Annotated in this window: 22 protein-coding genes and 1 riboswitch; of the genes, 10 read left to right on the top strand and 12 right to left on the bottom strand. The window is 73.0% G+C overall.

What is annotated here, in order from left to right; all coding sequences use genetic code 11:
* Positions 1 to 84: 84 nt before the first annotated feature.
* Positions 85 to 399: a bacterioferritin-associated ferredoxin gene (locus JAO84_RS09165; RefSeq protein ID WP_370412054.1), complete on the top strand. Its 315-nt coding sequence runs from the start codon at positions 85 to 87 to the stop codon at positions 397 to 399.
* 20 nt (positions 400 to 419) lie between these two features.
* Here the strand turns inward: JAO84_RS09165 and bfr are convergent, their stop codons facing one another.
* Positions 420 to 896, bottom strand: coding sequence for a bacterioferritin (bfr, locus tag JAO84_RS09160; protein WP_370412052.1), 477 nt, complete (start codon positions 894 to 896; stop codon positions 420 to 422).
* A gap of 187 nt (positions 897 to 1,083) precedes the next feature.
* Here bfr and JAO84_RS09155 point away from each other — a divergent pair, with 187 nt between their 5' ends.
* Positions 1,084 to 1,725 (top strand): sulfite oxidase-like oxidoreductase, encoded by a 642-nt coding sequence (locus JAO84_RS09155; RefSeq protein WP_370412050.1) that lies wholly within the window; start codon positions 1,084 to 1,086, stop codon positions 1,723 to 1,725.
* Positions 1,726 to 1,742: 17 nt separating this feature from the next.
* Here JAO84_RS09155 and JAO84_RS09150 read toward each other — a convergent pair whose 3' ends face one another.
* The 6 genes from JAO84_RS09150 to thiO all read right to left on the bottom strand — a co-directional run bounded on the left by JAO84_RS09150 (position 1,743) and on the right by thiO (position 7,464).
* Entirely contained in the window at positions 1,743 to 2,270 is a 528-nt protein-coding gene (locus tag JAO84_RS09150; RefSeq protein WP_370412048.1) for a DUF4396 domain-containing protein, read from the bottom strand.
* Between the two features lie 82 nt (positions 2,271 to 2,352).
* Positions 2,353 to 3,240 (bottom strand): deoxyribonuclease IV, encoded by an 888-nt coding sequence (locus tag JAO84_RS09145; protein ID WP_370412046.1) that lies wholly within the window; start codon positions 3,238 to 3,240, stop codon positions 2,353 to 2,355.
* Positions 3,241 to 3,246: 6 nt separating this feature from the next.
* Positions 3,247 to 5,193 (bottom strand): Stk1 family PASTA domain-containing Ser/Thr kinase, encoded by a 1,947-nt coding sequence (pknB, locus tag JAO84_RS09140; protein ID WP_370412044.1) that lies wholly within the window; start codon positions 5,191 to 5,193, stop codon positions 3,247 to 3,249.
* An 83-nt stretch (positions 5,194 to 5,276) separates the two neighbouring features.
* The gene (locus JAO84_RS09135) at positions 5,277 to 6,071 is read right to left on the bottom strand and encodes a thiazole synthase (RefSeq protein ID WP_370412042.1); all 795 of its coding nucleotides are present in this window, start codon (positions 6,069 to 6,071) and stop codon (positions 5,277 to 5,279) included.
* A gap of 5 nt (positions 6,072 to 6,076) precedes the next feature.
* Entirely contained in the window at positions 6,077 to 6,277 is a 201-nt protein-coding gene (gene thiS, locus JAO84_RS09130) for a sulfur carrier protein ThiS (protein WP_370412040.1), read from the bottom strand.
* Positions 6,274 to 7,464 (bottom strand): glycine oxidase ThiO, encoded by a 1,191-nt coding sequence (thiO, locus tag JAO84_RS09125; protein ID WP_370412038.1) that lies wholly within the window; start codon positions 7,462 to 7,464, stop codon positions 6,274 to 6,276. The genes thiS and thiO overlap by 4 nt, the downstream gene beginning before the upstream one ends.
* Positions 7,462 to 7,574: riboswitch (TPP riboswitch) on the bottom strand. It overlaps the preceding gene by 3 nt.
* Positions 7,575 to 7,679: 105 nt before the next feature.
* On the opposite strand from thiO, the gene JAO84_RS09120 reads away from it, so the two are divergent.
* From JAO84_RS09120 to JAO84_RS09100, 5 genes are all read left to right on the top strand, one after another.
* Positions 7,680 to 8,918, top strand: coding sequence for an NAD(P)/FAD-dependent oxidoreductase (locus JAO84_RS09120; protein ID WP_370412036.1), 1,239 nt, complete (start codon positions 7,680 to 7,682; stop codon positions 8,916 to 8,918).
* Positions 8,919 to 8,961: 43 nt separating this feature from the next.
* Positions 8,962 to 9,336 carry an Rv2175c family DNA-binding protein gene (locus tag JAO84_RS09115; RefSeq protein WP_370412034.1) on the top strand — a complete coding sequence of 125 codons (375 nt, stop codon included), beginning with the start codon at positions 8,962 to 8,964 and terminating at the stop codon, positions 9,334 to 9,336.
* Between the two features lie 100 nt (positions 9,337 to 9,436).
* Positions 9,437 to 10,090 carry a thiamine phosphate synthase gene (gene thiE / locus JAO84_RS09110; RefSeq protein WP_370412032.1) on the top strand — a complete coding sequence of 218 codons (654 nt, stop codon included), beginning with the start codon at positions 9,437 to 9,439 and terminating at the stop codon, positions 10,088 to 10,090.
* Positions 10,091 to 10,212: 122 nt separating this feature from the next.
* Positions 10,213 to 11,130 carry a methylenetetrahydrofolate reductase [NAD(P)H] gene (gene metF / locus JAO84_RS09105; protein WP_265861675.1) on the top strand — a complete coding sequence of 306 codons (918 nt, stop codon included), beginning with the start codon at positions 10,213 to 10,215 and terminating at the stop codon, positions 11,128 to 11,130.
* A gap of 51 nt (positions 11,131 to 11,181) precedes the next feature.
* Positions 11,182 to 12,003: a hypothetical protein gene (locus JAO84_RS09100; protein ID WP_370412030.1), complete on the top strand. Its 822-nt coding sequence runs from the start codon at positions 11,182 to 11,184 to the stop codon at positions 12,001 to 12,003.
* A gap of 22 nt (positions 12,004 to 12,025) precedes the next feature.
* Here the strand turns inward: JAO84_RS09100 and JAO84_RS09095 are convergent, their stop codons facing one another.
* The 5 genes from JAO84_RS09095 to JAO84_RS09075 all read right to left on the bottom strand — a co-directional run bounded on the left by JAO84_RS09095 (position 12,026) and on the right by JAO84_RS09075 (position 17,906).
* Entirely contained in the window at positions 12,026 to 13,429 is a 1,404-nt protein-coding gene (locus JAO84_RS09095) for a phytoene desaturase family protein (protein ID WP_370412028.1), read from the bottom strand.
* A 31-nt stretch (positions 13,430 to 13,460) separates the two neighbouring features.
* Entirely contained in the window at positions 13,461 to 14,081 is a 621-nt protein-coding gene (locus tag JAO84_RS09090) for a DUF4126 domain-containing protein (RefSeq protein WP_370412026.1), read from the bottom strand.
* 297 nt (positions 14,082 to 14,378) lie between these two features.
* Entirely contained in the window at positions 14,379 to 14,987 is a 609-nt protein-coding gene (locus JAO84_RS09085; RefSeq protein WP_370412024.1) for a TetR/AcrR family transcriptional regulator, read from the bottom strand.
* 11 nt (positions 14,988 to 14,998) lie between these two features.
* Positions 14,999 to 17,086 carry a YhgE/Pip family protein gene (locus tag JAO84_RS09080; RefSeq protein WP_370412022.1) on the bottom strand — a complete coding sequence of 696 codons (2,088 nt, stop codon included), beginning with the start codon at positions 17,084 to 17,086 and terminating at the stop codon, positions 14,999 to 15,001.
* On the bottom strand, positions 17,073 to 17,906 hold the full coding sequence (locus JAO84_RS09075; RefSeq protein WP_370416696.1) for an ATP-binding cassette domain-containing protein: 834 nt from the start codon (positions 17,904 to 17,906) through the stop codon (positions 17,073 to 17,075). The genes JAO84_RS09080 and JAO84_RS09075 overlap by 14 nt, the downstream gene beginning before the upstream one ends.
* A gap of 153 nt (positions 17,907 to 18,059) precedes the next feature.
* On the opposite strand from JAO84_RS09075, the gene JAO84_RS09070 reads away from it, so the two are divergent.
* The 3 genes from JAO84_RS09070 to JAO84_RS09060 all read left to right on the top strand — a co-directional run bounded on the left by JAO84_RS09070 (position 18,060) and on the right by JAO84_RS09060 (position 20,158).
* On the top strand, positions 18,060 to 18,590 hold the full coding sequence (locus JAO84_RS09070; protein WP_265861668.1) for an SAV_6107 family HEPN domain-containing protein: 531 nt from the start codon (positions 18,060 to 18,062) through the stop codon (positions 18,588 to 18,590).
* A 67-nt stretch (positions 18,591 to 18,657) separates the two neighbouring features.
* Positions 18,658 to 19,446, top strand: coding sequence for a methyltransferase (locus JAO84_RS09065; RefSeq protein ID WP_370412019.1), 789 nt, complete (start codon positions 18,658 to 18,660; stop codon positions 19,444 to 19,446).
* A 313-nt stretch (positions 19,447 to 19,759) separates the two neighbouring features.
* A complete protein-coding gene (locus tag JAO84_RS09060) occupies positions 19,760 to 20,158 on the top strand; it encodes a DUF3040 domain-containing protein (protein WP_265861666.1) in 399 nt (132 codons plus the stop codon).
* The last annotated feature ends 85 nt before the right edge of the window (positions 20,159 to 20,243 follow it).

The following is a 20,243-nucleotide window of genomic DNA, read 5'->3' as shown; positions in this document are numbered from 1 at the left end:
TCGTCGTAGGAAGCCCTTTTGCGCCACCCGCCCGCCGGGTAAGGTTAGGTTAGCCTTATCGATCACCGGCGGGAGGTGAACCGCGTGTACGTCTGCTCATGCTTCGCAGTCACGGAGAAGCAGGTCAAGGAGCACGCGGAGAGCGGCGCCTGCACGCCCCGCCAGATCGCCTCGGCCTGCAAGGCGGGCACCGACTGCGGTTCGTGTGTACGACGCATTCAGGCCATTCTCGGGCGCGGCAGCTGCCCCCGCCGGGAGCTCCTGGACCAGGGCATGCCGGCCCTGACGGCGGAGGTCACGGAGCTCGCCGAGACCACCGGGACCGCCGGGATGACGGAGGTCGCCGCCGGGATCACCGAGGTCGCCGCCGAGGCGCCCCGGCTGTCGGAAGCCGCCTAGCTCCGTCCGGGCCCGTCCCGCTAGCTCGGCTGCTCGATCAGCGTCGAGCAGTACAGCGCCTCGCCCAGCTGCTCGATCAGCTCCAGCTGCGTGTCCAGGTAGTCGATGTGGTGCTCCTCGTCCGCCAGGATCTCCTCGAAGAGGTTGGCCGAGGTGACGTCGCCCTTGGACCGCATCACCTCGATCCCGCGCCGCAGCCGGTCGATCGCCTCCACCTCGACCTGGCGGTCGGCCTCGAACATCTCCTTGACGGTCTGGCCCACCCGTACGTGGAACAGGCGCTGGTAGTTGGGCAGGCCGTCGAGCATCAGGATGCGCTCGGTCAGCTTGTCCGCGTGCTTCATCTCGTCGATGGACTCTTCGCGGGTGTACTTGGCGAGCTTGGTCCAGCCCTTGTTGTCCTGGATGCGGTAGTGCAGCCAGTACTGGTTGATCGCGGTCAGCTCGCCGGTCAGCTGCTCGTTGAGGAACTCGAGGACCTCGGGGTCGCCCTGCATCGCTTCAGGATCCTTCCAACGCATTCGGTGCCGCCACTGGGCAGGATGGCCGCATCCTTCCAGCGCGCCCGGGTGCAGTCCAGTAAGTGCAGGCTTACCGACAGTTGTCCGCAAGGTCCGAATGTCCCCGTGATGTCGGCGCATGGCTGGTCATGACCACCCCTCGCGGTCTGTCACCATGGATGACATGGGTCAGCCGGAGGGCGGAGCACGCCGGGAATCAGGAGTGGCGGTGCCGTCGGAGCTTCCGCCGGGGCAGCGGCTCCAGCGCGGCTGGCCGGTGACCCACTACGGACCCGTGCCGCGCTTCAAGCCGGAGCGCTGGGAGTTCCGGGTGTTCGGGGCGACCGCCGACGGCGACAAGCGCTGCTGGAACCACGAGGAGTTCTCGGCGCTGCCCTTCGCCACCGTCGTGGCCGATCTGCACTGCGTGACCAAGTTCAGCATGCTGGGCGCCGAGTGGGGCGGGGTGCTCGCCCAGACGCTGCTGGAGCTCGCCCCGCCCGCGCCGAACGTCACGCATGTGATGGTCTGGGCGGAGTACGGCTACAGCGCCAACATGCGGCTCGCCGACTTCGCCTCGGACCGCACGATCTTCGCCACCCACAAGGACGGTGAACTGCTCACCGCCGAGCACGGCTTCCCGCTGCGGCTCGTGGTGCCCCACCTCTACGCGTGGAAGGGCCCCAAGTGGGTCCGGGGCGTGGAGTACATGGCCGCCGACCGGCGTGGCTTCTGGGAGGAGCGCGGGTACCACAACATCGGTGACCCGTGGACGGAGCAGCGCTACTCGTACCAGGAGGAGCCGGGCGACGGCCCTGAGCTCTAGTTCTTCCCTGTCGGTCCTCAGTGGTACTGGTGGACGACGGCGTGGCCCTTGCCGCGGCCGATCATCCACTTGTTGACCGGGGTCGTGAGGACGAAGGCGACCCCGAGCGAGATCGCCAGGACGATCCAGAAGAGCGCGTCGGACAGGTGCGCGTCCATGGCGCCCGGCCAGAGCGCGATGACGCCGTTGTCGATGATCTCCATGACCGCGATGGACAGCGTGTCGGCGGCGAGCGCGACCTTGAACGCGGTCTTGAAGTCGACGCCGGCCTTCAGGATGCCGCGCAGGGTGAGCGCGTAGCCGAAGAAGAACGCCAGGGCGATCGCCAGGACCATCGTCGGTACGTTGCCCCAGCCGAGGGCGGTGCCGATGATCATGCCGAGCACCTCGCCGATGGCGCAGCCGGTGAGGCAGTGGAAGGTCGCCTGGGCGGCCGTCGACCAGGTCACCGGGCCGTGACCGTGGTGCTCGTGGTGGCCCTCGTGGTGCTGGTGGGTTTCGTGACCCTCGTGGTGCTCGTGGTGGGCGTGCGCTTCGTGCTGCATGGGTGCCCCCAAGCTCGGGTAGCGGTTCCTCCGTACTCAGGGAACCGTATACCCCCCTAGGGTATTCCTCAATGGAGTTTTCTCAGCGCAGCTTCTTCAGCAGCTCCACATCCGCCTTGTGCCCCGGCGTCCCGCCCGGCGTCTCGATGACCAGCGGAACCCCCGCCGTGGCCGGATGCCGCAGCAGGGCGCGGAAGCCCTCCTGCCCGATGTGGCCCGCGCCGATGTTCGCGTGCCGGTCCTTGTGCGCGCCGACGACGTCCTTGGAGTCGTTGGCGTGGATCAGTTTCAGCCGTCCCTCGCCGACCGTCTCCACCAGCTGGTCGAGGGTCTGGGCGGCCCCGTGCGGGCCGGCCAGGTCGTGCCCCGCGGCGAAGACATGGCAGGTGTCCAGGCACACACCCAGCTTGGGGTGCCGGTCGAGCGCCTCGAAGTACGGGCCGAAGTCCCAGGTCCGCGAGCACAGCGAGAAGCCCTGCCCGGCCGTCGACTCCAGGAGCAGGTCCGGGTCGTCCGGGTGGGTCAGCTCGTCGAGCAGCGGCAGCATCCGCTCCCGCACCTGCGCGAGCGCCTCGGCGCGCGGCCGGCCCCCGGTCGCCGAGCCGGTGTGTACCACCACGCCGCGGGCGCCGATCGCCCGGGCCCGGCGCAGCGAGTGCCGCAGCGAGTCCACCGACTTCTCCACGGTGGCCTCGGTGTGCGAGCCGAAGTTGATCAGGTACGGGGCGTGCACCCAGGCCGACAGGCCCTCCTCGGCGCACCCCGCGCGGAACAGCTCGTCCTGCTCCGGGTTGCCGACCGGAGTGGCCCAGCCGCGCGGGTTCGCCACGAAGACCTGCACGGTCTCGGCGCCGAGCTCCCGCGCGTAACCGAGCCCCACCTTCGCGAGGCCGCCGGCCACGGGCACATGGCCGCCGACGGGATTGCGGCCGCGGCCGCGAGGCAGGTCGCCTGGTCCGGCTTCGGTCATGACGGTCTACAGCCCCTTGAGCGTGATGGTGACGGTGGAGCCCTCGGCCGCCGTGCCGCCGCCCTCGACCGACTGGCGCACCACGGTGTCGCCGAGGAAGGGGAAGTCCTTCTCGACCTTCACCTCGAAGCCCGCGTCCTCCAGCTCCGCCCTGGCCTCGTCCACCTTCGAGCCGACGACGTCCGGGACCTCGACCATCCGCGGGCCCTTGGAGACGGTCAGGGTGATCGTGTCGCCCTTCGCGGCCCGGCTGCCCTCGGCGAGGGACTGCGCGGCGACCGAGCCGGCGCTCTCCGGGGAGTTCACCTGCTCCGGGGCGACGACCACCTTCAGGCCGGCCTCCTGGAGCTCCGCGGTGGCGTCCGCGACCGCTTCGCCGCGCACGTCCGGCACGTCGATCGGGCGGCCCTTGCTGACCTCGAGGGCGATCGCCGAGTCGGGGCTGCGCTCGGTGCCCGGCTCCGGGTCGGAGCCGATCACCGCGCCCTGCGCGACGTCGTCGCTGAAGGAGTACGTGATGACGCCCGGCGCCAGCCCCTCCTCGGCCAGCACCTTCCTGGCGTCGGCGAGCGGGGTGCCCTTCAGGTTCGGGACCTTCACCACGCGCGGGCCGCGGGAGAGGGTGAGGGTCACCGCGCCGTTGCCGCGGATCCGCTCGCCGGGGCCCGGGTCGACGGCCATGACCGTGCCGCGCTCGTACACGTCGCTGAAGTCACGCTTCGTCGTGCCCACGTCGAGCCCCGCGTCCGCGAGGCGCTTCGTGGCCTGCTCCTCGGTCTGGCCGAGGACCGCCGGGACCCGGGTGAACTGGCCCGAGTTGATGTACCAGACGCCGGTCCCGATGCCGAGGGCGAGCAGGACGGCGGCGACGATCAGGAGCGGGCCGCGCGGCCGGCGGCGGGCCGGACGGCCCGTCCCGCCGACCCGGCCGGGTGTGGCCGTCGGCTCGGGCGTCGGCAGCAGACTGGTGTGCTCGACCGGCATCTGCTCCGCCGGCATGTGCTCCACCGGCAGCGGCCGGATCCGCGGGATCACGCTGGTGCGGTCCTCCGCCCCGTCGGCCTCGGCGGCCGGCCGGGCCTGCGGCGGCACCGCGTCGAGCTGCTCCTCGGTGAGCCCGGCGCGCGCCTCACGGACCTGCGCGAGCAGCGCGACCGCGTCGTACGGACGGACGTCGGGGTTGCGGGCGGTGGCGCTCGCCACCAGCTCGTCCAGCTCGACCGCGAGGCCGGGCACGGCGCCGGAGGGCGCGGGCACATCGGTGTTGAGGTGCTGGTAGAGCACCTGCGCCGGGGTGTCCCCGGAGTGCGGCTTGGCGCCGGTCAGCATCTCGTACAGGACGACCCCGCACGCGTACACGTCGGCGCGGGTGTCGGCGGTGCCGTGCTCGATCTGCTCCGGGGCCAGATAGGACACGGTGCCGAGGACGGCGCCGGTGCTGTCGGTGGCCGAGCCCACGGCGCGGACCAGGCCGAAGTCGGCGACCTTCACCCGGCCGTCGTCCCCTATCAGGACGTTCTCCGGCTTCATGTCGCGGTGCACGAACCCGGCCCGGTGCGCGGCGCCGAGCGCGGCGAGCACCGGTTCGAGCACGTCCAGGGCGGCGCGCGGCCGCAGCGCCCCGCGCTCGCGCAGCACGTCGCGCAGGGTGCAGCCGGCCACGTACTCCATCGCGAGATAGACGTACGCGCCGTCCGCGCCCTGGTCGAAGACCGCGACGACATTGGGGTGGGCGAGCCGCGCCACCGACTTGGCCTCGCGCATGAAGCGCTCCACGAAGGCGGCGTCGGTGGCGAGGTCGGGGTGCATCACCTTGAGCGCGAGCTCCCGGTCGAGCCGGGTGTCGACGGCCCGGTAGACCGTGGCCATCCCGCCGACGGCGATGCGCGCGTCGACGCGGTAGCGGCCGTCGAGCAGCCGCCCGACGAGGGGGTCCTGAAGGGTCGTGTCCACGGCCACGAGTCTACGAGCCGCGACCTGGTCCCCTTTCCGTACGGCCCCGACTGCAGCGCACCTGTGACGTCGGACGTCCGACGTCAGAAGGCCGGGCGCTCCGGATCGAGCCGGGCGCGGCCGTCCTGCGGCGAGGAGGCCTCCGCGAAGTGGCGGCGCGGGATGCGGCCCGCCCGGTGCGCCAGCCGGCCCGCCTCCACGGCGCTCTTCATGGCGGCGGCCATCAGGACCGGCTCCTGGGCCCGGGTGACCGCCGAGGCCAGCATCACCGCCGAGCAGCCCAGCTCCATCGCGAGCGCCGCGTCCGAGGCGGTGCCGGCGCCCGCGTCCAGGATCACCGGTACCCCGGCCCGCTCGGTGATCAGCTGGAAGTTGTGCGGGTTGCGGATGCCGAGCCCGGAGCCGATGGGCGAGCCCAGCGGCATGATCGCGGCGCAGCCCACGTCCTCCAGCTTGCGGGCCAGGACCGGGTCGTCGTTGGTGTACGGCAGGACGGTGAAGCCGTCGTCGACCAGGGTCTCCGCCGCGTCGAGCAGCTCCACGGCGTCCGGCAGCAGGGTCCGCTCGTCGGCGATGACCTCCAGCTTGATCCAGTCCGTGCCGAGCGCCTCGCGGGCGAGCCGCGCGGTGAGCACGGCCTCGCCGGCCGTGAAGCAGCCGGCCGTGTTGGGCAGCACCCGGATGCCCAGCTTGTCCAGGACGGAGAGCACCGAGCCCTGCACCTGCGGGTCAAGGCGGCGCATGGCCACGGTGGTCAGCTCGGTGCCGCTGGCGACCAGGGAGCGTTCGAGCACGTCGAGGCTGGGCGCCCCGCCGGTGCCCATGATCAGACGGGAGGTGAAGGCGGTGCCGCCGAGGGTGAAGACGTCGTCGGACATCGCGCTCAGCCCCCCTGGACCGCGGTCAGGACCTCGATCCGGTCGCCGTCGGCGAGCGGCGTCGCGGCCCACTGGCTGCGCGGGACCACGGTCTCGTTGACGGCGGCGGCCACCCCGGAGTGCGCGGTGGTGAGGGTGGCGACGAGGGCGTCGAGCGCCAGACCGGGGGAGAGCTCTCGCGGCTCTCCGTTCACGGACACGTTCATGCGTGCTCCAGGTGTACGGGGGAGAAGCGGCGGGCGGTGAAGGCGCGGGCCTCGTCCGGCAGCGCGCCGGTGGTCAGGGCCTCGGCCATCACGTCGCCGGTGACGGGGGTGAGCAGCACCCCGTTGCGGTAGTGGCCGGTGGCCAGCTGGAGCCCGGGCAGGGCGCTGGGGCCGAGCAGCGGCGCGTTGTCGGGGGAGCCGGGGCGAAGGCCGGCGCGGGTCTCGGTGAGCGGCAGCTCGGTGATGCCGGGCACCAGCTCGTGCGCGTCGCGCAGCAGCTCGTACACCCCGCCGGCGGTGACGGTGGTGTCCCAGCCGAGCTCCTCGCTGGTGGCGCCGACCACCAGCTCGCCGTTGGCGCGCGGCACCAGATAGACGTGGCTGCCGCGGACCATGGCGCGGACGGTGCGGGACAGGAACGGCGCGTACGCGGGCGGCACCCGCAGCCGCAGGACCTGGCCCTTCACGGGCCGCACGGGCGGCAGGACGTCCGCCGGTACGCCGTCGAGCCGGCCGCTCAGGCTGCCGGCGGCGAGCACCACCTGGTCGGCGGCGACCTCGGTGCCGTCCGCGAGGACCGCGCCGGCGGCCCGGTCCCGTACCACCGTCAGGCGCTCCGCGCGGGTCCGGTGGAGGACCACCCCGGCCCGCTCGCAGGCCACGACCAGCGCGTCGGCGAGCCGGCGCGGGTCGACCTGGTGGTCGCCGTCCACCCGGAGCCCGCCGCGCACGCCCGGGGCGAGCATGGGCTCAAGGCGCCGGCAGTCGCGGCCGCTGAGCCACTCGGAGGCGAGCCCGCAGCGGGTCTGCAGGGTGTGCAGCTCGCGCAGATGGGCCCGGTCGTCGGCGTCGAGCGCGACCGCGAGGGTGCCGCAGGCGCGGTAGCCCACGTCGTGCCCGGTGGCCTCGGCGAGCTCGGCGACGAACGCGGGATAGCGGCGGGCGGAGGCGAGGTTGAGCCCGAGCAGGGTCTCCTCGCCGTAGTGGAGCTCGGTGACGGCGGCGAGCATCCCCGCCGCCACCCGGGCGGCCCCGCCGCCCGGATCGGGGTCGGCCACGGCGACCCGCAGCCCGCGCTGCGCGGCCCGCCAGGCGGTGACCAGGCCGATGATGCCGCCCCCGATGACGAGGACGTCGGCCGTGCTGTGTGCATTGCCGGTAATGCCTGTACTGCTCGTACGCGACATGGGCGTCCAGCCCCTCCCTTCGCCGGCATGACCCGGATCAGGTTCGTACGGTCGGAGGCCGGCCAGCCTCCCTCTCAGCCCGGTCCGTCCGGGCTCCCGCGAGTGCTTTACGGCCGCCAGACTAGCCCGTGCCCGCGTCCGGTCCACAGGGCCCCGCCCCGGGCCCGTCCCGGGGGTCATTTCCTGACGGACCGTCAGATGCGTATGGTGGTCGGGTGAGCGAGCAGAAGCAGCAACCGCAGTCGAACGGGCGGCGCGTCGTGATCGTGGGCGCCGGAATGGCGGGCGTCCAGACCGCCGTCGCCCTGCGCGAACAGGGCTTCACCGGCCCCGTCGTCCTCATCGGCGCCGAACCCCACCAGCCCTACGACCGGCCCCCGCTGTCCAAGGCCGTCCTGCTCGGCAAGGCCGAGGGCTCCGCCTTCGACATCGACTTCACCGCCCTCGGTATCGACCTCCGGCTCGGCGTCGAGGTCACCGGACTGCGCCCCGCCGACCACGAGGTCGACACCGAGACCGGCCCCGTGCCGTACGACGTCCTCGTCGTCGCCACCGGCGCGTACCCGCTCACCCTGCCCGGCTCCGAGGGCGTCCCCGGCGTCCATCTGCTGCGCACCCTCGACGACGCCGTCCGCCTCGGCCCCGTCCTGGAACGCCGCCACGCCGTCGTGGTCGTCGGCGCCGGCTGGATCGGCGCCGAGTTCGCCACCGCCGCCCGCGAGGCCGGCTGCGACGTCACCGTGGTCGAGGCCGCCGACCGCCCCCTCGCCGGCGCCCTGCCCGCCGAGGTCACCGCCCCCATGGGCGCCTGGTACACCGCCAGCGGCGCCGACCTCCGGCTGCACGCGCGCGTGCGACGGGTCGAGGAGGGCAGGGTCGTCCTCGACGGACCCGACGGCACCACCGCCGAGCTGCCCGCCGACGCCGTCGTCGTCGGCATCGGCGCCCGCCCCGCCACCGACTGGCTGGCCGGCTCCGGCGCCGCCCTCGACCCCAGCGGCGCGCTCACCGCCGACGACCGGCTGCGCACCTCCCTGCCCGACGTGTACGCGGTCGGCGACTGCGCCTCCTTCCCCTCCGCCCGCTACGGCGAGCGGCTCCTCGTGCACCACTGGGACAACGCCCTCCAGGGCCCCCGCACCGTCGCCGCCGACATCCTCGGCGGCGCGCCCGAGCCCTACGACCCGGTCCCGTACTTCTGGTCCGAGCAGTTCGGCCGCTTCGTCCAGTACGCCGGGCACCACGGCGCCGCCGACACCCTGCTGTGGCGCGGCGACCCCGCCGACGCGACCTGGTCGGTGCTGTGGCTGCGCGGGGAGACGCCGGTCGCCCTGCTCGCCGTCGGCCGGCCCCGCGACCTCGCCCAGGGCCGCCGGCTGATCGAGCGGCGCACTCCGGTCGACCCGGCGCGGGCCGCCGACCCCTCCGTCCCCCTGAAGGCGGCAGTCCGGTAGGGCCCGACTACCGACTGTCAGTCCGGGATGGCAGGCTTGTCCTGTGACCGAGATTGACGCAAAGACCGATGCTCTCGTCCCCGGCTGGCTCTTCCTCCCCGACATCGCGGAGATGCTCGACGTCGAGGTGACGCGCGTGCGGCAGCTGGTGAAGGAAGGCCAGCTCATCGCCGTGCGCCGCGAAGTGCGCCCCGGCGAGAAGATCCTCCAGGTGCCGGCCGCCTTCATCCAGGGCGACAAGGTCGTCAAGGGCCTGGTCGGCACGCTGACGCTGCTGCGGGACGACGGCTTCACCGACGAAGAGATGCTGGAGTGGCTCTTCACCCCGGACCCGTCCCTGCCCGGCACCCCGGCGCAGGCCCTCAACGAGAATCGCGGCACGGAGGTGAAGCGCCGCGCCCAGGCGCTCGCCGTCTGATCGCCGTCTGATCCGTTCGACACCACCAGCGGTGCCGGGCCGGCCGTCCCCCGAGCGGACGGCCGGCCCGGCACCGGCACCACCCGACGGGGGGAACCCAATGTCCACGCCTCGCGCGCAGCTCGCCGACGCCCGCCTCTACCTGTGCACGGACGCCCGGAAGCGCCAGGGCGACCTGCCCGCCTTCCTCGACGCCGTGCTCTCCTCCGGCGTCGACATCGTGCAGCTCCGCGACAAGGGCATGGAGGCCGGCGAGGAGCTCGAGCACCTCGCCGTGTTCGCCGAGGCCTGCCGCCGGCACGGCAAGCTCCTCGCCGTCAACGACCGGGCCGACGTCGCCCACGCGATCGCTTCCGATGTGCTGCATCTCGGCCAGGGCGACCTGCCCGTGCCCGCCGCCCGCGCGATCCTCGGCGAGCAGGTCCTGATCGGCCGCTCCTGCCACGCCGAGGACGAGGTCGACGCGGCCGCCGCCGAGCCGGGCGTGGACTACTTCTGCACCGGCCCCTGCTGGCCCACCCCCACCAAGCCGGGGCGGTACGCGCCGGGCCTCGGCCTGGTCCGGCACGCCGCCGACCTCGCCCAGGACCGGCCCTGGTTCGCCATCGGCGGCATCGACGAGACCAATCTGGACGAGGTCCTGGACGCCGGCGCCCGCCGGATCGTCGTGGTCCGCGCGATCACCGAGGCCGCCGACCCGGCCGCCGCCGCGGCCGCCCTCGCCAAGCGGGTCCGCGAGCGCCTCGACCGGTGACTTCCCGGGTGGGCCGGACTTCCGGAACATTCCCGGAAACCTGCCCGGAAACCTGTCCGGAATCGTGTCCACAACGCGGACGCGGCTTCACCACACTTCTGGACTCCGTCTAACCTGCCCGTATGGCCCTTGGTACCGCTTCCGTCCGCTCGGACCGCGCACGCACGGTCCGCGACATCCTCGCGTCCGGCGACACGACGTACTCGTTCGAGTTCTTCGCGCCCCGGACCGAGAAGAGCGAGCAGAGCCTCTGGAACGCCATGCGCCGGATCGAGGCGGTCGCCCCCAGCTTCGTGTCCGTGACCTACGGCGCCGGCGGCACCACCCGCGGCGGCACCGTCAAGGCCACCCAGAAGATCGCCTCCGACACCACCCTCACCCCGGTCGCCCACCTCACCGCCGTCGACCACTCGATCGCCGAACTGCGCAACATCCTCGGCCAGTACGCCGACGCCGGCATCAGGAACATGCTCGCCGTGCGCGGCGACCCGCCGGGCGACCCGCTCGGCGAGTGGGTGGCCCACCCCCAGGGCGTGCGCTACGCCGCCGACCTCGTCCGGCTGATCAAGGAGTCGGGCGACTTCTGCGTGGGTGTCGCCGCCTTCCCCGAGATGCACCCGCGTTCCGAGGACTGGGACACCGACGTCCGCCACTTCGTCGACAAGTGCCGGGCCGGCGCCGACTACGCGATCACCCAGATGTTCTTCGACCCGGAGGCCTATCTGCGGCTGCGCGACAGCGTGCAGAAGGCCGGCTGCGAGACCCCGATCATCCCCGAGGTCATGCCCGTGGTCAGCGTGAAGACGCTGGAACGGCTGCCCACCCTGAGCAACGCCGCCTTCCCGGCAGATGTGAAAGAGCGGATCCTCGCCGTCAAGGACGATCCGGCCGCTGTACGCTCCTTGGGCATCGAGTTCGCGACGGAGTTCTGCGCGCGGCTGCTGTCCGAGGGTGTCCCCGGGCTGCACTTCATCACGCTGAACAACTCCAGGGCTACGCTCGAGATCTACGAGAATCTCGGACTGCACCAGCAGTCGTGACCGGCCACAGCCGCCCCGACCCGCGGCGGAGGCCGTAGGAGAGGGGCGGGCATGGGGTGGACGGTCCTCTACATCGCGTTCGGCGTGGTCGCGCTGTGGCTGCTCGGTGAGGTGCTGCTGCAGTACAAGGCGCGACTGCGCTGGCGGCTGCTCGCCTTCGCCGGCTTCCTCGGCGTGGTCGTCGGCGTCCTGGTCCCCTCGACGGTCGTGATCGTCGTCGGCGCGGTCGTCTTCGCCGTCGGCCAGACCTACGTGACCCTCTCCTTCCGGCGCGGCTTCTCCACCGGCTGGGCCATCGGCGGCAGCCCCGGCGCGAGCCGCCGCCGCAGGTCCGGCAAGAGCGCCGACGAGAAGGCGGGCCCGACCCTGGAGGTCACCGACCTCAGCTACGACGAGGGGTACGAGGACGGCCACGGAGACGGCGGCCACGGAGACGGCGGCCACGGGGACGGCTACGGGGACGGTTACGACGCCGACCCGGCCACCTCCGTGTACGAGCCCCAGCCGATGCCCGAGGACACCGGCCAGTACGCCGTCTACGGCACCTCCTACGAGCAGCAGCAGCCGTACGCCGACCCGTACGCCACCGGCTACGACCAGCAGCAGCCCGCCTACGACTACGGCGGCCAGCAGCAGTACGCCGCCTACTCCGACCCGTACATCGGCCAGCAGTACGGCGACGCCGGGCAGCAGTACGACGCCGGCGCCTACCAGCAGCAGCCGTACGCCGACCCGTACGCGCCCTCGTACACCTACGACACCCCGCCCGGCGGCGTCTGGGTCCCGCAGCAGCGGGACACCGAGCAGGGCCAGCAGTACCAGGAGCAGCAGGGCTACTACGGCAACAACGGGGACTACCAGCAGTACCGCTGAGCCCGGCGCGGCGGGCAGCCGCTCACTGCGAGCCGCGGAAGCCCGCGCCCTCCACGATCAGACCGGCCACCAGGGCCCCGGACATTCCGGCGTGGGCGAGCCCGCCGCCGGGGTGGGACCAGCCGCCCACATACGAGAGACCGGGGGTGGCCGAGGCGTTCGGGGCCGGGAGCAACCGGCCCCGCGCCCCGGCGAGCGCCGGCCCCGGTACCTCGGCGGCGCCGGTCTCCCGCACGGTGTCCTCGGGGGTGCGGAGCTCGTGCCAGAGCAGCCGCTCCCGCAGCTCGGGCACGACCCGCGCGGTGGCCGCGAGCAGCTCTTCGACGAGCTTCGTCCGGTCGGTCTCCGCGTTGGTCCAGACCGTCCGCGTCACCGTCACCGACTCGTGGGCGTCGTCCGGCCGCAGCGCCGGGTCCTCGGGGCGCAGCACCGTCACGCTGTCCCCGGGGCCGGTGTGCACGACCGTGCGGTGCACGGCGTCCATCTCCCGGGCGCCGCGCAGGGCCAGACAGAGCGTCACCCGGCCGGTGGCGACCTCCTGGGGGCGTGGCCCCTCCGGCGGGAACGGCTCTCGCGGGGGCGCGCCCGACACGACGTGATCGGCGTCCACGGTCTCCCCGCCCGTCAGCCGGACACCGCACGCCCGCCCGTCCTTCTCCAGGACCTCCACGACGTGCGCGCCGAAGACGAACTCCACCCGCCGCTGCCGGCACCGCTCGTACACCGCGTCCGCGAGCGCCCGCATGCCGCCGGCCACGTACCAACTGCCGAAGGTCTGCTCCATGTACGGCAGCACGGCCGCGGCGGCGGGCGCGGTCGCCGGGTCGAAGCCGTAGCTCCACGCGTACGAGTCGAGCAGCGCCGCGAGCCGCGGGTCGCGCAGCTCACGGGCGCCGATCTGGGCGAGCGTGGTCGTGGGGCGGCGCAGCAGGCCCGCCTTGAGGGCCGGGTAGGGGTCGCGGTCGAGGAGGCGGGGATCGGTCGGCTGCGGCTCCTCCAGGAGCGGCCGGCGGGTGCGGTCCCAGGCCTCGCGGGCCCGCACCAGGAAGTCCCCCCAGCGCTCGCCGGCGCCCGCGCCGAGCGCCGTGTCCAGGGCGGCGACGGTGCCGGCCCGGGAGGCGTTCGGCAGGTCCACCCGGGTGCCGTCGGCGAAGACGTGCCGGCTCGCCGGGTCGACCTGGGTGAGCGTGACGCACTCCTCCAGGGGCTGCTTGCCGGTCTTCACGAACAGATCGCGGTACACGGCGGGCAGGTGAAGCAGACCGGGTCCGGTGTCGAAGCCGAAGCCGTCCTTCGCGAACCGGCGGACCCCGCCGCCGTACGTCTCGCCGCTCTCGTACACCGTCACCCGGTGCCCCGCGACGGCCAGCCGGGCGGCCGCCGCCATGGCGCCCAGACCCGCGCCGATCACCACAATCCTTGCCATGTCAGGGACCCTATCGGCCCCCGCCGGCGGCTCAGCCGGAAGGTGGCCGGGCCCCGGCCGCCGCCGCCAGCCGCTTCTCCTCGCGGCGCTGCGCCCTGCGCCGCCAGAAGCGGCGGATCCGCCGTGCGAGGAAGACCAGTATCAGCAGCCCGAGCACGAGCAGCGTCGCCGCGATCACCGACGCCGCGACCGGGTGGAAGATGGCGAAGGTGACGATCGCGGCGACGCCCAGGTCCTCCGCCGTGGACACCACGATGTTGGAGGCGGGCTCGGGCGAGGTGTTGATCGCCATCCGGGTGCCGGCCTTCACGAAGTGGCTCAGCAGCGCCGTCGTACCGCCGACCGCGCCCGCCGCCAGCTCCGGCAGCGAACCGGACTGGCCGGCGAGCAGCGCGGCCACCACCGCCCCGCTGATCGGCCGGATCACCGTGTGGACGGAGTCCCACACGGAGTCGACGTACGGGATCTTGTCCGCCACCGCCTCGCACAGGAAGAGCACGCCGGCGGCGATCAGGACGTCGGGCCGTTGCAGCGCCTCGGGCACCTCGTCGGTGAGCCCGGTGGCGCCGAAGACGCCGAGCAGCAGGACCACCGCGTACGCGTTGATCCCGCTCGCCCAGCCGCTCGTGAAGACCAGGGGGAGTACGGACACGCCCGCGATCGTAACCAGCTCTGAGTACCCGTACCTAGACGTCGAGATGAGTAGGGATGCGGATGGGCCGTGACCTGCGCGGAAGGGAGAGTGGAGCGCACGGAAGGGGCGCGGCTCCGGAACCGCCGGCACGGGGCGGCGGAACGGGGTCGCGCGCCTGCCGCGACAGGGGAACGGGGACTCCCGGGGAGACCCGGGAGACACGGGGGAACGGAAAGACGCGCCGGTCCGGCGAGGCTCGGGGGGATCGAGCCTCGCCGGACCGGCGCTTTTCCGCGTTCTGCCTTCGGTGTTCCGTCAGCAGCCGCTGACGCGGCCGTGCAGCAGCCGCGAGAGCGCGGAGTGCACGTCGTCCAGGGACCGCTCGCTCTGGAAGGCCTGCCAGTCGAGCGCGGCCACCAGGACCATCCCGACCAGCGCCGAGGCCGTCAGCGGCACATCGATCCCACCGTCGATCTCACCGGCCGCCACGCCGTCGCGCAGCACGTTCTCGACCACCGCGACGGCCTCCTGACGCACCACCAGGAGGGTGGAGTTCCAGGCCCGTCCGGTGCGCCACAGCTCGGCCACGTACAGCTGGGTGAAGGCCGGGTAGCGGTCGATGAAGACCAGACCCGCCCGGATCATCGCGTCCAGCGCCTCGATCCGGTTGCCGCCCCGCTCGGCGGTCTCCTCGGCCGCCGCCCGCAGCGAGCCGGCGAGGAGCGAGACGCCGTGCCGCAGCAGCTCCTCGAAGAGCTCGGTCTTGCTCTTGAAGTTGTAGTAGACCGTGCCCTTGGCGACCCCGGCCCGCTCGGCGATCTCGTCGACCGTCGTCGCCGAGAAGCCCTGCTCGGCGATGAGGGTGACGGCCGCCTCGTAGAGCTTGGCGCGGGTCGCCTGCCGTCTGGTGCTGCTGCTGTCCATGGGCTCGATTCTCACAGAGACAGTTCGGGGTGGAGGCGGTCCAGGGTCCACACCTGCTTCTTGCGGGCGGAGACGGCGGTCAGGGCGAGCGCGCCGGCCGTGAAGGCGGTCAGGACGGCGACGGCCTGCCAGACCGGGCCGATGCCGCCGCCGGTGATGAGCCGGCGCAGCGCCTCGACGACGTACGTCATCGGCAGGTACGGGTGGATCGCGTTGAAGAAGCCCGGGCTGGTCTGCACGGGGTAGGTGCCGCCCGCCGAGGTCAGCTGGAGCATCAGGACGGCGAGCACCAGGATCCGGCCGGCCGCGCCGAAGCGGGCGTTGAGCCACTGGATGATGGCGGCGAAGCAGCAGGTCACCAGGGCGAGGAAGCCCACGGTGCCGGCGGCCCTGGCCATCTGCAGACCCAGGCCCCAGTGCAGGACGGACATCAGCGCGGCCACCTGGAGGACGCCGATGGCGGCGACCGGGAGCCAGCCCGCGAGCGCGATCCGCCAGGCGGAGGCGCCGGCGGCGAGCGCGCGCCGGTTGAGCGGCTGGATGATCATGTACGCGACCATCGCGCCGACCCAGAGGGAGAGCGGGATGAAGTACGGGGCGAAGCCGGTGCCGTAGTTGGGCGCCTTGTGCATCGACTGGGCGGCCAGCTTGACCGGGTCGGCCATCACCTCGGTGCGGCGGTCGCGGTCCTGCTTGTCGTAGTCGGGGATCTGCTTCACGCCGTCGCTGAGCCCGGTGGCCAGCTCGCCCGAGCCGTCGGCCAGCTTGAACAGGCCGCCGTCCAGCTCGCCGGCGCCCTTCTTGAGCTTGCCGACGCCGGTGTCCAGGCTGGTGGAGCCGGACCGGGCCTGGGTCAGACCGGTGTGCATCCGCTTGGCGCCCGCGGCGACCTGGTGGGCGCCCTTGTTGAGCTCGTTGATCTTCCTGATGGCGTCGTCGACCTCGTTGTCGAGGTGCGGCGAGCGCCGGGCCAGCTCGTCGGCGTCCTTCTTCAGCTTGGTCAGCCGGGCGTCGAGGGTCTTGATGTCGCCCTTGCTGTCCTTGGTCAGCTCGTGCAGGTCGTCGGCGATCTTCGCGACGTCGTCGGCGGAGACCGAGGCCTTCTTCAGGAGTTCGCAGGCCTTGGGGTCGTGCAGCGGGTTGGTGACACAGCTCTTCTGGTAGTACGCGGAGAGCTCGTCGTCGGCCGTATGGGCGGCGGCGCGGGCGGCCGGGGCCCGGCGCACCAGCACGTCCAGGTTGTGCTGGACGGCGGAGGCCGAGTCGGAGACCAGGCGGGCGGTGTCGCGGATCGACTTGCCGTTGTTCGCGAGGTACGGGCGGACCTTGGCGGCCTCGCCGTTGACCCGGTCGGCGAGCTGCTGGGTGCCGTCGGCGACCTTGCGGGAACCGGTCTCCAGGTCCTTGGCGCCCTTGTCCAGCCTGGTGATGCCGGAGGCCAGGTCGCCGCTGCCCTTCTTGGCGGTCTTCAGGCCGTCGGCCAGGTTCTTGGAACCGGCCTTCGCCTTGTCGACGCCGTCCTTGAGGTCGCCGGCGCCCTTGGCCGCCTCCTCGGTGGCGTCGTGGAGGTCGGAGAAGGAGATGAAGATCTTGTCGAGGAAGGTCCGGGAGGAGTTGGTGGAGGCGGCGGTGCGCACCTCGGAGAAGACCGTGCGGGAGATCTGGCCGACGATGTAGTTGTTGGCGTCGTTGGTCCGCACCCGCAGCGCACCGGTCTCGGGGGAGTCGCCGGAGCTGGACGCGATCCGCTCGCTGAAGTCGGACGGCATGGTGAGCGACAGGTAGTACGTCCCGTCCTCGACGCCCTTGCGGGCCTCGTCGTCGCTGACCTCGTGCCACTCGAAGACGGCGCTCTCGCGCAGCTTCTCGGTGATGTCGGCGCCCGCGGTGATCTTCTCGCCGCCGGCGGTGGCGCCCTTGTCCTCGTTGACCAGGGCGACGGGGATCTTGTCGAGCCTGCTGTACGGGTCCCAGAACGACCACAGGTACAGTGCGCCGTACAGCAGCGGCAGCAGCAGGATCGCGACCATCGCGGCCCGCGGGAGCTTCCCCCTGCCGAACCGCTTCAGTTCGAGCGCGGCGAGCTTATGCGAGCGCATCGGCGTCTCCCTTCTCGGACTTGGACTCGGACTCGGACTTGGTGGCGGTGTCTGCGGGCTCGGGCTCGGGCTCGGTCTTGGGCTCAGGCTCGGCCTCGGGCTCGGGCGCGGCGGGCCTCGTCGCGGCCGGGGCCGTGGAGACCTTCAGGGCGTCCTCGGGGGCCTCGCTGCACACGGCGAGGACGGTGGTGCCGGCGGCGGCGACGGAGCGCAGCAGGGCCCAGGCCTCGGCGCGGTCGGCGTCGGACAGCTTGAGGTCGGCGTCGTCCAGGGCGAGCACCCGGGGCTTGCCGATGAGGGCGAGCGCGACGGACAGGCGCAGCGCCTCCAGGCGCTCCAGGTCCCGCACCGAGGTCCGCTCGCCCTTGGGCAGGGCCTCGACGTCGAGTCCGGCGGCGGCCAGGGCCTCGTCGATCCGGTCCCGGGCGGCGGCGCGGCCCTCGGCCGGCGGGCGCAGCAGGGCCTTGAGGCTGCCGTCGAAGCGGCGCTGGAGCAGCGCGCGCTCGCGCAGGTGCTCGACGACGGTGAAGGCCGGGTCGAGCTCGCTGACGCCGGGGACGGGGCCGAGCGCGCTGATCCGGCGCACGGCCGCCATCTTGCGGGGCAGCCGCAGTCCGGCCACCTCGGCATGGCCCTCGTGGGTCTTCATCCGGCCGGTGAGCGCGAGCAGCAGGCAGGTGCGGCCGGAGCCGGAGGGTCCCTCGACGGCGACCAGGCTGCCGGGGGCCGCCTCGAAGCCGATTCCCCGGAACGCCCAGCCCCGCGGGCCCTTGAGTCCGAATCCGTCCGCGACGACGGCGGCGCCGTGGTTCGCTTCCACCATCCCCCCTCTTTTGAACTGACCAGTCAGTGCAAAAAGTTACCGCCGAGTTGGCGAACTGGCAAAAGCCCAGGTCAGCGGCGATGTCAGTGGTGCCGTGCACGATGAACACATACGGCCACAGCGCCGTCACCCGACGACAGGAGGCTCGTCATGGCCGGCCACAACGCCGCCGCCGCATCCCGGCGCCAGACCGCGCGCCGCTCCGCCCCCGCCCAGCTCGGACCCGCGTCCGACATCCACCCGGTCCTGCGCCGCACCTCGGCACCGCCCGCCGCCCTCGACCTGCTCGCCAAGGCCAGGGCCGGACTCGACGAGGCCGCCGCGCTCGACATGCCCCACGAGCGGTACGCCACCGCCCACCTCGCCGCCCTGCGCACGGCCGCCGCCGTGCTCGCCGCCCGCGGCCGACCCGAGCGCGACCCCCGCAAGCGGGCGCGCATCCGCAGCACCTGGGACGTGCTGCCCGAGATAGCCCCCGAGCTCACCGAGTGGAGCGCGCTGTTCGCCGCCGGGGCCGAGCGCCGGGCCCGCGCCGAGGCCGGCATCACCGCGGCCGCCACCCGCCGCGACGCCGACGACCTGATCAGGGACGCCGCCGTGTTCCTGCGCCTGGTCGAGCGGCTGCTCGTGCTCCAGCCCGTGCTGCCGCGCCAGCCGGGGGCGGAGGAGGCCGCCGGATGATCCGCGCAGACCGTCCCAGGCCATAGGGTGGGGGACGTTCGTCCCCGTCACCGAGGAGTCAGCAACCGTGTCGGACCCTTCCCCCGTCTCCGGTCGAGAGGCGACTTCGCGCCCGTCGCGCGCCTCCCTGCGCACCGCCGTCGTCTGGGACGTCCTCAAAGACGCCCTGGAGCGCCGGGTCAAGGCCACCGGGAAGGACAGCCTCGATGTGCTCGACACGGGCGGCGGCTCCGGCAACTTCGCGGTGCCGGCGGCCCGGCTCGGCCACCGGGTCACCGTCGTCGACCCCAGCCCCAACGCGCTCTTCGCCCTGGAGCGGCGCGCCGCCGAGGCCGGCGTCGCCGACCGGGTGAGCGGGGTGCAGGGCGACATCCGCGGTCTCTTCGACGTGGTGGGGCGCGAGGGCTTCGACATCGTGCTCTGCCACGGCGTCCTGGAGTACGTGGACGACCCCGCCGAGGGCGTCCGCAACGCCACCGCCGCGCTCCGCCCCGGCGGCAGCCTCAGCCTGCTCGCCGCCGGGCTCGGCGGCGCCGTCCTGGCCCGCGCCCTCGCCGGCCACTTCACCGAGGCCCGGCACGCGCTCGGCGACCCGGACGGGCGCTGGGGCGAGGGCGACCCGGTGCCGCGGCGGTTCACCGCCGAGCAGCTCACCGGGCTCGCCGCCGACGCCGGTCTGGAGGTCGGCGCCGTGCACGGCGTGCGGGTCTTCGCCGACCTGGTGCCCGGCGTCCTGGTCGACACCGAGCCGGGCGCGGCCGAGGCTCTGCTCCGCCTGGAGGCGGCGGCCGCGGAGCTGTCCTCCTTCCACGCCATCGCGACCCAGCTGCACGTTCTCGGCGAGAAGCGCGGCTGACCGGCCGGTCCACCCGCACGGCCGCGCCCCGGGGGCCGCACCCCGGGGCGCCGCCGTACGCGCTGAGCAGCGGCGCAGTCGCGGATGGAGTACGCCACAGGCCGCCCTCACCGGGACTTGTCCCCGTATGATCGAGGGACACCATCCGGCATGACGGACAGGGGGCTGGGGAATCAACGCCTCAGCATCCGATCCGCATGGCGGCCCGGTTGGCGATTTGGCATTGAGGGCGGGTTTCACGGGGGCGATTCCCTGCCTATCCTGAAAGGGCCGCAAACCGGTCGCCCCCGCGACCGACGACGAGGAGGACTCCGTGCCGCTCTCGGAGCACGAGCAGCGAATGCTCGAGCAGATGGAGCGAGCGCTGTACGCCGAAGATCCCAAGTTCGCGACAGCGCTCGAGGGAAGCGGGCTGCGTACGTACACCCGGCGACGGGTCTACCAGGCGGTCGCTGGCTTCCTGGTGGGTATCGCGCTCCTCATGGCCGGAATGGTCGCTCAGCAGATCTGGATCAGCGTGGTGGGGTTCCTCGTCATGCTGGGCTGCGCGGTCCTGGCGGTCACCGGATGGCGCAAGGCGCCCAAGCCGGGCGAACACGGCCGAGCCGCCGCGGGCGGTGGCCGGCAGGCACGACAGCGCCGCTCGATGATGACCCGCATCGAAGAGCGGTGGCAGCGCCGCCGCGACGAACAGCAGGGCGGCCACCACTAGCGCCCGAGCCTTCCACACCCCGAGCCTTTCGTGGGCCCGCACCGAACCAGTGCGGGCCCACGGGCGTGTCCGGACCCCGGGCCGG

The organism is Streptomyces fradiae, assembly GCF_041270065.1.
Lineage (GTDB): Bacteria > Actinomycetota > Actinomycetes > Streptomycetales > Streptomycetaceae > Streptomyces.
The sequence above is the reverse complement of the archived record's forward strand: the minus strand, read 5'-3'. Positions and strand labels throughout refer to the sequence as shown.